Consider the following 13361-nt stretch of genomic DNA (forward strand, 5'->3'; position numbering starts at 1 on the left):
ATGTGATTATTTTACCTAAGACAGTAGGAGTTAGAGATAACTTAAAACTTGATCCTACCGAGGCTAAAATTGACTTGAACGTGAACTATGAAACTTTCAAGCACTTTTTGCCGTAGGGTGAAAGTGCTTTTTTATTGGGTAAAGCTCAAAAAAAGCACCGAACAAAATATGTATGGAGGTGTCTAAATGTCTGGAATTATTGAAGCGAAAAAACAATTAGTTGAACAAATCGCTGATCAACTTAAAAATTCTGTTTCAACAGTAATCGTAGATTACCGTGGTTTAACAGTAGAAGAAGTAACAGAATTACGTAAACAATTACGTGAAGCTGGTGTTGAGTACAAAGTTTACAAAAACACTATGTTACGTCGTGCTGCTGAACAAGCGGGAATCGAAGGTCTTGACGAATTCTTAACAGGTCCAACAGCTGTTGCAACAACTACTGATGATGTAGTTGCTCCTGCAAAAGTTATCGCTGGATTTGCTAAAGATCACGAAGCTTTAGAAGTTAAAACAGGCGTAATGGAAGGTAGCGTTATCTCAGCAGAAGAAGTTAAAACTGTTGGTTCATTACCATCACACGACGGTCTTGTTTCTATGTTACTTTCTGTATTACAAGCTCCTGTACGCAACTTCGCTTATGCGGTTAAAGCAGTTGGAGAATCTAAAGAAGAAGAAAGTGCTGAATAATCAGTACACACAATTAATTATTTAAAAAATGGAGGAAATATATAATGGCTAATCAAGAACAAATCATTGAAGCAATTAAAGAAATGTCAGTATTAGAATTAAATGACTTAGTAAAAGCAATCGAAGAAGAATTTGGTGTAACTGCAGCAGCTCCAGTAGCAGCAGCAGGTGCAGCAGGCGGCGGAGACGCAGCAGCAGAAAAAACTGAATTTGACGTTGAGTTAACTTCAGCTGGTTCATCTAAAATCAAAGTTGTTAAAGCTGTTAAAGACGCAACTGGTTTAGGATTGAAAGACGCTAAAGAATTAGTAGACAACGCTCCTAAAGTAATCAAAGAAGCTTTACCTAAAGAAGAAGCTGAAAAACTTAAAGAAACATTAGAAGAAGTTGGCGCAACTGTAGAATTAAAATAATTCTATTGCCACAGCCAATAACTAAATGAAAAGAGAACGAGGCTAATAACCATTGTTAATGTGTGAAACTTAGTTTCACAGCCTGAATTCTTTGAGAAATGAAAACCCCGTTATTGAGTTAACGGGGTTTTTCTAATGAGTACAACTCATTTTAGAACGAAAGGTATTTATAGCAAATGACTGATGAAATGTGTATCCTTAAAGTAAAGGGTAGACTTGTCTTTGTTGAAATGGAAGAGTATACTCGAACAGCTTCTAATGTAAAGTAATGAGGTGTAAGCATGAGTCATTATTATGACAAAGATCCTAAAGTTGAAAGTCATAAAGAGACATTTAAATACCATTATCATCAAAATGAATTGAATCTAGTGACTGATGCAGGTGTATTTTCTAAAGGGAAAATAGACTTTGGCTCAGATTTATTAGTTCGTACATTTTTAAAAGAACATCCACCAGGACCTAAGAAGACGATTGTTGATGTGGGTTGCGGTTATGGACCGATTGGTTTGATGATTGCGAAAGTATCTCCGCATCACCATGTTATTATGTTGGATGTGAACCACCGAGCACTAGATTTAGCAAAAGAAAATAGTGAGAAAAACCATATTGAAAATGTCACTGTAAAAGAGAGTGATGGTTTAGCTGAAGTTCCGGATAATTCTTGTGACATGATCGTGACGAACCCGCCAATCAGGGCAGGGAAGTCAGTGGTTCATGGCATTTTAGAAGACGCACATGAGAAGTTGAGAGCTGAAGGTGAATTATACGTTGTAATTCAGAAAAAGCAAGGTATGCCTTCGGCGAAAAAGAAGATGGAAGCTGTTTTTGGTAATGTAGAAACCTTAACCAAAGAGAAAGGGTATTACATTTTGAAAAGCAAGCGTTAACCATTGACAACCATATTAATTTCTGATATAGTTATAGAATGTAAAAATTTATGTTCAAGAAGTGTGTACTTTTACGTATAAAATAACAAAGTAAATCTTTAATAACGCAGAATAGAAAATGGTATCATCGGGTGTGCTGCCGTTTTCTTTTTGTCTTGTTACCGTTTTGTTTATTTTAATATGTAAGAGACATTCGAACAATTTTTGAGGGGTGAATCTGTTTGGCAGGTAAATTTGTCCAATATGGAAGACATCGTAAACGTAGAAATTACGCGAGAATTTCTGAGGTTTTAGAATTACCAAACCTTATTGAAATTCAAACTAAATCTTATGAATGGTTCTTAAAAGAAGGCTTATTAGAAATGTTCCGTGACATTTCTCCAATCGAAGACTTCACAGGCAACCTTTCTTTAGAATTTGTAGATTATAGATTGGGTGAACCGAAATACGATTTAGAGGAATCTAAGAACCGCGACGCAACTTATGCTGCACCTCTTCGTGTCAAAGTGCGTCTTATTAACAAAGAAACAGGAGAAGTGAAAGACCAAGAAGTCTTCATGGGTGATTTCCCATTAATGACTGATACAGGTACTTTCGTGATCAATGGTGCTGAGCGTGTTATTGTATCACAATTAGTTCGTTCTCCATCCGTATACTTCAATGAAAAAATCGATAAAAATGGTCGTGAAAACTATGATGCGACAGTAATTCCTAACCGTGGTGCTTGGTTAGAATTCGAAACTGATGCGAAAGACATCGTTTATGTTCGTATCGATAGAACAAGAAAATTACCATTAACTGTATTATTACGTGCTTTAGGTTATTCAACTGATCAATCAATTATTGATTTATTAGGTGACAACGAATACCTACGTAACACTTTAGAAAAAGATGGTACTGAAAATACAGATCAAGCACTATTAGAAATTTATGAACGTTTACGCCCTGGCGAACCACCTACAGTAGAAAACGCGAAAAGCTTGCTTTACTCTCGTTTCTTCGATCCGAAACGTTATGACTTAGCAAGTGTTGGTCGCTATAAAATGAACAAAAAACTTCATTTGAAACATCGTTTATTCAACCAAAAATTGGCTGAACCGATTGTTAATACTGAAACAGGTGAAATTGTTGCTGAAGAAGGCACAGTTTTAGACCGTCGTAAACTAGACGAAATTATGGATGTTTTAGAATCTAACGCAAACATCGAAGTGGATGAGTTAGATGACAGCATCGTAAACGAACCTGTTGAAACACAATCAATTAAAATTTATGTACCAAATGATGAAGAAGGCCGTACAACAACAGTTATCGGTAATGCATTCCCTGATTCAGAAGTGAAATGTATTACACCAGCTGACATTGTTGCGTCAATGTCTTACTTCTTCAACTTATTGTATGGTGTAGGTCAAACAGATGATATTGACCACTTAGGTAACCGTCGTTTACGTTCAGTAGGCGAATTACTTCAAAACCAATTCAGAATCGGTTTATCAAGAATGGAACGTGTCGTTCGTGAAAGAATGTCTATTCAAGATACAGATTCTATTACACCACAACAACTTATCAACATTCGTCCAGTGATTGCATCTATCAAAGAATTCTTTGGTAGCTCTCAATTATCACAATTCATGGACCAAGCGAACCCATTAGCAGAGTTGACACATAAACGTCGTCTATCTGCACTTGGACCTGGTGGTTTAACACGTGAACGTGCACAAATGGAAGTACGTGACGTGCATTACTCTCACTATGGCCGTATGTGTCCAATCGAGACACCAGAGGGTCCGAACATCGGTTTAATCAACTCATTATCAAGTTATGCGCGTGTTAATGAATTTGGTTTCATTGAAACACCATATCGTAAAGTTGACCATGAGAAAAATGCGGTAACAGATCAAATCGATTACCTTACTGCAGACGAAGAAGACAGCTATGTTGTTGCGCAAGCGAACTCACGTTTAGATGACGAAGGTCGTTTCTTAGACGAAGAAATCGTTTGTCGTTTCCGTGGTAACAACACAACTATGGATAGAGAGAAAATGGACTATATGGACGTTTCTCCTAAACAAGTTGTATCTGCAGCGACAGCATGTATCCCATTCTTAGAAAACGATGACTCTAACCGTGCGTTAATGGGTGCGAACATGCAACGTCAAGCAGTACCATTGATGAACCCTGAATCTCCATTCGTAGGTACAGGTATGGAACATGTGGCTGCACGTGACTCAGGTGCTGCTGTAATCAACAAGCATTTTGGTCGTGTAGAACATGTAGAATCTAATGAAATTAAAGTACGTCGTATTATTGAAGAAGATGGTCAAGAATACGAAGGCGAAGTAGATGCGTATAGATTAGCTAAATTCAAACGTTCTAACTCAGGTACTTGTTACAACCAACGCCCAATTGTTAAAGTCGGCGACGTTGTATCTCAAGGTGAAATCTTAGCAGATGGTCCTTCAATGGAACTTGGTGAGATGGCACTTGGACGTAACGTAGTAGTCGGATTCATGACTTGGGACGGTTATAACTATGAGGATGCTGTTATCATGAGTGAACGTCTTGTTAAAGATGACGTTTATACTTCTATTCATATTGAAGAATATGAATCTGAAGCACGTGATACAAAACTTGGACCTGAAGAAATTACACGTGACATTCCTAACGTTGCTGAAAGCGCACTTAAAAACTTAGATGAACGCGGTATCGTTTATGTAGGTGCAGAAGTGAAAGATGGCGACATCTTAGTTGGTAAAGTAACACCTAAAGGTGTAACTGAATTAACTGCTGAGGAACGTTTATTACACGCAATCTTCGGTGAAAAAGCACGTGAAGTTCGTGATACGTCATTACGTGTACCACATGGTGCAGGCGGTATCGTACTAGATGTCAAAGTCTTCAATCGTGAAGATGGCGATGATTCATTATCTCCAGGTGTAAACCAATTAGTACGTGTTTACATCGTTCAAAAACGTAAAATCCACGTTGGGGATAAAATGTGCGGTCGTCACGGTAACAAAGGGGTTATCTCTAAGATTGTTCCTGAAGAAGATATGCCTTACTTACCAGACGGCACACCAATCGATATCATGTTAAACCCACTAGGTGTACCATCACGTATGAACATCGGACAAGTACTTGAATTACACTTAGGTATGGCGGCTAAAAACTTAGGAATCCATGTAGCTTCACCAGTATTCGATGGTGCCAACGATGATGATGTATGGTCTACAATCGAAGAAGCAGGTATGGCAAGAGATGGTAAAACTGTATTATATGATGGACGTACAGGTGAACCATTCGATAACCGTATCTCTGTTGGTGTAATGTACATGTTGAAACTTGCACACATGGTTGACGACAAATTACATGCGCGTTCAACTGGACCATACTCACTTGTTACACAACAACCACTTGGTGGTAAAGCACAATTCGGTGGACAACGTTTCGGTGAGATGGAGGTATGGGCACTTGAAGCTTATGGTGCTGCATACACATTGCAAGAAATCCTAACTTATAAATCTGATGACACTGTAGGTCGTGTAAAAACTTATGAAGCGATCGTTAAAGGTGAAAACATCTCTAGACCAAGTGTTCCGGAATCATTCCGCGTATTGATGAAAGAATTACAAAGTTTAGGTCTTGATGTTAAAGTCATGGATGAAAATGATAAAGAAATTGAAATGTCAGATATGGATGAAGACGATGTGCACGATCATAAAGTAAACATCCAACAATCTTCAATTCCTGAATCACAAAAAGAAACAACTGACTAATTCATTTCGGTGTTCAATAAGCAAATAGCGTAATGTTAAAAATTCAAATATTGCAAGGCTGCATTAGGCAATGTACTGCATTGCCTTTATGCACCTTTAATATTTTTCAATTTATTGATCATTTATCAATCAAATAGCACAGCTAATCTAAATTGAAGGAGGTAGGCTCCTTGATTGATGTAAATAATTTCCATTATATGAAAATCGGCCTTGCTTCACCTGAAAAGATTCGTTCATGGTCATACGGTGAAGTTAAGAAACCTGAAACAATCAACTATCGTACTTTAAAACCTGAAAAAGATGGTTTATTCTGTGAAAGAATTTTCGGACCTACAAAAGACTGGGAATGTAGTTGCGGTAAGTACAAACGTGTACGTTATAAAGGCATGGTTTGTGACCGTTGCGGCGTTGAAGTAACGAAATCAAAAGTACGTCGTGAAAGAATGGGCCACATTGAACTTGCGGCACCAGTTTCACACATTTGGTACTTCAAAGGTATCCCAAGTCGTATGGGTCTACTATTAGATATGTCTCCAAGATCACTTGAAGAAGTTATCTACTTCGCATCATATGTTGTGGTTGATCCAGGCCCAACAGGTCTTGAGAAAAAATCATTACTTTCTGAAGCAGAATTCAGAGACTATTATGATAAATTCCCTGGTCAATTCGTAGCGAAAATGGGTGCTGAAGGTATTAAAGACCTATTATCTGAAATTGACTTAGATGAAGAGTTGAAAGACTTACGTACTGAATTAGAATCAGCAACTGGACAAAGATTGACTCGTGCAATCAAACGTTTAGAAGTTGTTGAATCATTCAGAAACTCTGGTAACGAACCTTCATGGATGATTTTGGATGTACTTCCAATTATCCCACCAGAAATCCGTCCAATGGTTCAATTAGACGGCGGACGTTTTGCGACAAGTGACTTGAACGACTTATACCGTCGTGTTATCAACCGTAATAACCGTTTGAAACGTTTATTAGACTTAGGTGCGCCTGGTATTATCGTTCAAAACGAAAAACGTATGTTGCAAGAAGCAGTAGACGCATTAATCGATAATGGTCGTCGTGGCCGTCCAGTAACTGGTCCAGGTAACCGTCCATTAAAATCACTTTCACATATGTTGAAAGGTAAACAAGGTCGTTTCCGTCAAAACTTATTAGGTAAACGTGTTGACTACTCTGGTCGTTCTGTTATCGCAGTAGGTCCAGGACTTAAAATGTATCAATGTGGTCTACCTAAAGAAATGGCGTTAGAATTATTCAAACCTTTCGTAATGAAAGAATTAGTTCAACGCGAAATTGCGACAAACATCAAAAATGCGAAAAGCAAAATTGAACGTATGGAAGATGAAGTATGGGATGTTTTAGAAGACGTTATCAAAGAACATCCAGTACTCCTTAACCGTGCTCCAACATTGCACAGACTAGGTATCCAAGCGTTCGAACCAACATTAGTTGAAGGCCGTGCGATTCGTTTACATCCATTGGTAACAACAGCTTATAACGCTGACTTCGATGGTGACCAAATGGCCGTTCACGTACCTTTATCTAAAGAAGCACAAGCAGAAGCACGTATGTTAATGCTTGCAGCTCAAAACATCTTGAACCCTAAAGATGGTAAACCAGTTGTTACACCATCACAAGATATGGTACTTGGTAACTATTACCTTACTTTAGAACGTAAAGATGCAGTGAATACAGGTGCAATCTTTAACGATGCAAATGAAGTATTGAAAGCATACCAAAATGGTTATGTACACTTGCATACACGTATTGGTGTACATGCAGGTTCATTCAATAACCCTACATTCACTGAAGAACAAAATCGTAAGATCTTGACGACAACTGTCGGTAAAGTAATCTTTAACGAAATCATTCCGGATTCATTTGCTTATATTAATGAACCGTCTCAAACAAACTTAGAAGATAAAACACCTGATAAATACTTCGTCAGCGCAAGCGAATTAGGCGAAGGCGGCTTAAAAGCATACTTTGAAGACCAAGAACTTGTTGAACCATTCAACAAAAAATTCTTAGGAAATATCATTGCAGAAGTGTTCAATCGCTTCAGCATTACTGATACATCAATGATGCTTGACCGTATGAAAGACTTAGGTTTCAAATACTCTTCTAAAGCAGGTATCACTGTTGGTGTATCTGACATCGTGGTATTACCTGATAAACAAGAAATCTTAGATGAACACGAAAAATTAGTTGAACGTGTTCAAAAACAATATAACCGTGGTTTAATCACTGAAGAAGAACGTTACAATGCTGTCGTTGAAATTTGGACAGATGCTAAGGATGAAATTCAAGGTAAATTGATGAAATCCCTAGAAAAAACGAACCCAATCTTCATGATGAGTGACTCTGGTGCCCGTGGTAACGCATCTAACTTTACTCAGTTAGCTGGTATGCGTGGTCTGATGGCCGCACCATCTGGTAAAATCATCGAGTTACCAATCACATCTTCATTCCGTGAAGGTTTAACAGTGTTAGAGTACTTCATCTCTACTCACGGTGCGCGTAAAGGTCTTGCTGATACAGCACTTAAAACTGCCGATTCAGGTTACCTTACTCGTCGTCTTGTTGACGTTGCGCAAGATGTTATCGTTCGTGAAGAAGATTGCGGAACTGACCGTGGTCTACTTGTATCTGACATCAAAGAAGGTACAGAAATGATCGAACCATTCATCGAACGTATTGAAGGCCGTTACTCTAAAGAAACGGTACGTCATCCAGAAACTGATGAAGTTCTTGTGAAACCAGATCAATTGATTACACCAGAAATCGCAAAACGCATCACTGATGCAGGCATTGAACAAATGTACATCCGTTCAGCATTTACATGTAATACATGTCATGGTGTATGTGAAAAATGTTACGGTAAAAACCTTGCGACTGGTGAAAAAGTTGAAGTGGGTGAAGCGGTTGGTACAATCGCAGCACAATCTATCGGTGAACCAGGTACACAGCTTACAATGCGTACCTTCCATACAGGTGGGGTAGCCGGAAGCGATATCACTCAAGGTCTTCCACGTATCCAAGAGATCTTCGAAGCACGTAACCCTAAAGGTCAAGCAGTTATTACTGACATTGAAGGTACAGTCGAAGACATCAAACTTGCGAAAGACCGTCAACAAGAAATCGTGATCAAAGGTGCTAACGAAACAAGATCTTATCTTGCTTCAGGTACTTCACGTCTTAAAGTTGAAAAAGGCCAACACGTTGAACGTGGTGAAGTCTTAACTGAAGGTTCTATCGAACCTAAGAACTACTTATCAGTAGCAGGCTTAAATGCGACAGAAAGCTACTTGCTTAAAGAAGTTCAAAAAGTTTACCGTATGCAAGGTGTAGAAATCGACGATAAACACGTTGAGGTTATGGTTCGTCAAATGTTACGTAAAGTACGTATCATTGAAGCTGGTGATACAAAACTATTACCAGGTTCATTAGTAGACATCCACAACTTTACAGATGCAAACAGAGAAGCATTCAAAGACCGCAAACGTCCAGCAACTGCAAAACCAGTATTGCTTGGTATTACGAAAGCGTCTCTTGAAACAGAAAGCTTCTTATCAGCAGCATCATTCCAAGAAACAACTCGTGTCCTTACAGATGCAGCTATCAAAGGTAAACGCGATGACTTACTCGGCCTTAAAGAGAACGTTATTATCGGTAAATTGATTCCTGCAGGTACAGGTATGAGACGTTATAGCGAAGCTAAATACGAAAAACATATCGACCCTCAAGTAAAAGAAGCAGTTGAGGAACTTGCAGCGGATACAAATACACCGCAATAAAAAACTTTAGATTATAAATCAGCCAATACCACTTTCTGAATTAGAAAGTCGGTATTGGCTTTTCTATTCTTTGAAATACAGAGAGGATTAAGGATATCTGTTGAAATTTTCACCGAATTTGTTATCATTAAAAAAGTCAGCATTATATTAAATAATTGTGTTGACGCAACCTATGGAAAGTGTTACTATTATAAAGGTTGATGCAAGCAGAACTTTGGAGGATAATCAATGTCTAATGAAAAAGTTGCACGCTTAAACAAACACCATAAGGTTGTTGGTTTGAAAGAGACGCTCAAAGCACTCAAGAAGAACCAAGTTACATCATTGATTATTGCTCAAGACGTTGAAGTTTATTTGCTGTCAGACGTGTTAAGTAAGATCAATCATAGCGATATTCCTGTTTCATTTTTCGAAAGTAAAAAAGCTTTAGGAGAATATGCAGGTATCAACGTAGATGCAGCAGTCGTTGCTCTATTGAAATGAGAATTAGTAAGTAATTGCGCTTACTAAATTTTATTTAACCTAAAAATGAACCACCTGGATGTGTGGGATTATAAAACAGGAGAGGAGGACATCTTAAATGCCTACTATTAACCAATTAGTACGTAAACCAAGAAAAAGCAAAGCTAAGAAATCAGATTCACCAGCTTTGAACAAAGGTTTTAACAGTATGAGAAAACAATTTACTGACTTGAACTCACCACAAAAACGTGGCGTATGTACTCGTGTTGGTACAATGACACCTAAAAAACCTAACTCAGCGTTACGTAAATATGCTCGTGTTCGTTTATCAAACAACATCGAAGTAAACGCATATATCCCTGGTATCGGCCATAACTTACAAGAACACAGTGTTGTACTTGTACGTGGAGGTCGTGTAAAAGACTTACCTGGTGTGCGTTACCATATCGTTCGTGGTGCACTTGATACTTCAGGTGTAGAAGGTCGTATGCAAAGCCGTTCATTATACGGTACAAAACGTCCTAAAAAATAAGTTTAAGATTACGTAAATTTTCGAGATAAATTTTGAGATTATACTATAATATGAAGGGAGGACTCTGATTATGCCTCGTAAAGGATCAGTACCAAAAAGAGACGTCTTACCAGATCCAATTCACAACTCTAAGTTAGTGACTAAATTGATTAACAAAATCATGTTAGATGGTAAGCGCGGAACAGCTCAAAGAATTCTTTATTCAGCATTTGACCTTGTACAAGAACGCAGTGGTCGTGATGCAATGGAAGTATTCGATGAAGCAATTAATAATATCATGCCAGTATTAGAAGTTAAAGCACGCCGTGTAGGTGGCTCTAACTATCAAGTACCTGTAGAAGTACGTCCAGAGCGTCGTACGACTTTAGGTTTACGTTGGTTAGTTAACTATTCACGTCTTCGTGGTGAAAAAACTATGGAAGAACGTTTAGCTAACGAAATCTTAGATGCAGCTAACAATACAGGTGGCGCAGTTAAGAAACGTGAAGATGTACACAAAATGGCTGAAGCGAACAAAGCATTCGCTCATTACCGCTGGTAAGATTCAAGGTTTAACCCTGAGCGTGTTCAAATGGTATATTCCAAGGCATGCTTAGGGCATCGCCATATTCAAAGTATTTACTCAAGTAATTACTGGAAGGAGAAAAAATACAATGGCTAGAGACTTTTCTTTGGAAAAAACTCGTAACATTGGTATCATGGCCCACATTGACGCTGGTAAAACAACTACAACTGAACGTATCTTGTTTTACACAGGTCGTATCCACAAAATTGGTGAAACTCACGATGGTGGGGCACAAATGGACTGGATGGAACAAGAACAAGACCGTGGTATCACAATCACATCAGCAGCAACAACTGCACAATGGCATGATTACCGTGTCAACATTATCGATACACCAGGACACGTAGACTTCACAGTTGAGGTTGAACGTTCATTACGTGTACTTGACGGTGCGGTTACAGTACTTGATGCTCAATCAGGTGTTGAACCACAAACTGAAACAGTTTGGCGTCAAGCTACAACTTATGGAGTTCCTCGTATCGTATTCGTAAACAAAATGGACAAAATCGGTGCGAACTTCGAATACGCAGTAAGCACTTTACATGATCGTTTGGATGCAAACGCTCAAGCTGTTCAATTACCAATCGGTGCTGAAGACGAATTCGAAGCAATCATTGACTTAGTTACAATGAAATGTTTCCAATACAATGGTGAATTCGGTGAAGAAGTCGTAGAAATCGAAATTCCAGAAGACTACAAAGCGAAAGCAGCTGAAGCTCGCGAAACATTAATCGAATCAGTTGCAGAAGTTAACGAAGACTTAATGGAAAAATATCTTGAAGGTGAAGAAATTTCAGTTGACGAATTGAAAGCAGCAATCCGTCAAGCTACTTTAGATATCGAATTCTACCCAGTACTTTGCGGTACTGCATTCAAAAACAAAGGTGTTCAATTAATGCTTGACGCTGTAATTGACTACCTACCATCACCATTAGATGTTAAACCAATCATTGGTCACCGTGCTAGCAATCCTGATGAAGAAATCGTTGCTAGAGCAGATGATGATGCAGAATTCGCTGCATTAGCATTCAAAGTTATGACTGACCCTTACGTTGGTAAATTAACATTCTTCCGTGTGTACTCAGGTACTATGAACTCTGGTTCATACGTGAAAAACTCTACTAAAGACAAACGTGAACGTGTAGGTCGTTTACTACAAATGCACGCGAACACTCGTAAAGAAATCAGCACAGTTTACTCAGGCGATATCGCAGCTGCGGTAGGTCTTAAAGAAACTGGTACTGGTGACACTTTATGTGGTGAGAAAAATGACATTATCTTGGAATCAATGGAATTCCCAGAACCTGTTATTCACTTGTCAGTAGAACCAAAATCTAAAGCTGACCAAGATAAAATGACTCAAGCTTTAGTTAAATTACAAGAAGAAGACCCAACATTCCATGCACACACTGATGAAGAAACTGGACAAGTTATCATCGGCGGTATGGGTGAGCTTCACTTAGACATTCTTGTAGACCGTATGAAAAAAGAATTTAACGTTGAAGCTAACGTTGGTGCGCCAATGGTTTCATACCGTGAAACATTCAAAACACCAGCTAAAGTTCAAGGTAAATTCTCTCGTCAATCTGGTGGTCGTGGTCAATACGGTGATGTTCACATTGAATTCACACCAAACGAAGTTGGCGCAGGATTCGAATTCGAAAACGCTATCGTTGGTGGTGTAGTTCCACGTGAATACATTCCATCAGTTGAAGCTGGTCTTAAAGATGCTATGGAAAACGGTGTATTAGCTGGTTATCCATTAATCGACGTTAAAGCTAAACTTTACGATGGTTCTTACCATGATGTCGATTCATCTGAAATGGCCTTCAAAATCGCTGCTTCATTAGCACTTAAAGAAGCTGCTAAAGTTGCAGATCCAGTAATCTTAGAACCAATGATGAAAGTTGAAATCTTAATGCCTGAAGAATACATGGGTGACATCATGGGTGACGTAACAGCTCGTCGTGGACGTGTTGATGGTATGGAACCTCGTGGTAACGCTCAAATGGTTCGTGCATTCGTACCACTTTCAGAAATGTTCGGTTACGCAACTTCATTACGTTCTAACACTCAAGGTCGCGGTACTTACACTATGTACTTCGATCACTATGAAGAAGTACCTAAATCAATTTCTGAAGAAATCATCAAGAAAAATAAAGGTGAATAATTAAATTCCCTTTAGGAACTTGCACAAGAACTGACTTGACAGGTCTCCTGAATTGATTTT

General features: G+C 38.6%; 9 protein-coding genes and 1 other annotated feature (1 of these 10 only partly in view). All 9 genes read left to right on the top strand.

Going from position 1 to position 13361, the window contains the following annotated elements:
* Positions 1–142 (top strand) — a sequence feature (ribosomal protein L10 leader region); it begins 4 nt to the left of the window's first position.
* Between the two features lie 44 nt (positions 143–186).
* The 9 genes from rplJ (at position 187) to fusA (ending at position 13301) form a co-directional block, all read left to right on the top strand.
* On the top strand, positions 187–690 hold the full coding sequence (gene rplJ, locus CD112_RS09330; protein WP_103364209.1) for a 50S ribosomal protein L10: 504 nt from the start codon (positions 187–189) through the stop codon (positions 688–690).
* Positions 691–734: 44 nt separating this feature from the next.
* Positions 735–1103, top strand: coding sequence for a 50S ribosomal protein L7/L12 (gene rplL / locus CD112_RS09335; RefSeq protein WP_002481329.1), 369 nt, complete (start codon positions 735–737; stop codon positions 1101–1103).
* 281 nt (positions 1104–1384) lie between these two features.
* Entirely contained in the window at positions 1385–1990 is a 606-nt protein-coding gene (locus tag CD112_RS09340) for a class I SAM-dependent methyltransferase (protein WP_002481330.1), read from the top strand.
* A 221-nt stretch (positions 1991–2211) separates the two neighbouring features.
* Positions 2212–5763 (top strand): DNA-directed RNA polymerase subunit beta, encoded by a 3552-nt coding sequence (gene rpoB / locus CD112_RS09345; protein ID WP_023016305.1) that lies wholly within the window; start codon positions 2212–2214, stop codon positions 5761–5763.
* 197 nt (positions 5764–5960) lie between these two features.
* A complete protein-coding gene (gene rpoC, locus CD112_RS09350; protein ID WP_231911588.1) occupies positions 5961–9572 on the top strand; it encodes a DNA-directed RNA polymerase subunit beta' in 3612 nt (1203 codons plus the stop codon).
* 228 nt (positions 9573–9800) lie between these two features.
* Positions 9801–10055 (top strand): ribosomal L7Ae/L30e/S12e/Gadd45 family protein, encoded by a 255-nt coding sequence (locus tag CD112_RS09355; RefSeq protein ID WP_002481333.1) that lies wholly within the window; start codon positions 9801–9803, stop codon positions 10053–10055.
* A 97-nt stretch (positions 10056–10152) separates the two neighbouring features.
* On the top strand, positions 10153–10566 hold the full coding sequence (gene rpsL / locus CD112_RS09360) for a 30S ribosomal protein S12 (RefSeq protein WP_002481334.1): 414 nt from the start codon (positions 10153–10155) through the stop codon (positions 10564–10566).
* Between the two features lie 70 nt (positions 10567–10636).
* Positions 10637–11107 carry a 30S ribosomal protein S7 gene (rpsG, locus tag CD112_RS09365; protein WP_002481335.1) on the top strand — a complete coding sequence of 157 codons (471 nt, stop codon included), beginning with the start codon at positions 10637–10639 and terminating at the stop codon, positions 11105–11107.
* A 112-nt stretch (positions 11108–11219) separates the two neighbouring features.
* Entirely contained in the window at positions 11220–13301 is a 2082-nt protein-coding gene (gene fusA, locus CD112_RS09370) for an elongation factor G (RefSeq protein WP_002481336.1), read from the top strand.
* The last annotated feature ends 60 nt before the right edge of the window (positions 13302–13361 follow it).

Origin of the sequence: Staphylococcus simulans (genome assembly GCF_002902285.1) — a bacterium.
In the GTDB taxonomy this organism is placed as follows: Bacteria; Bacillota; Bacilli; order Staphylococcales; family Staphylococcaceae; genus Staphylococcus; species Staphylococcus simulans.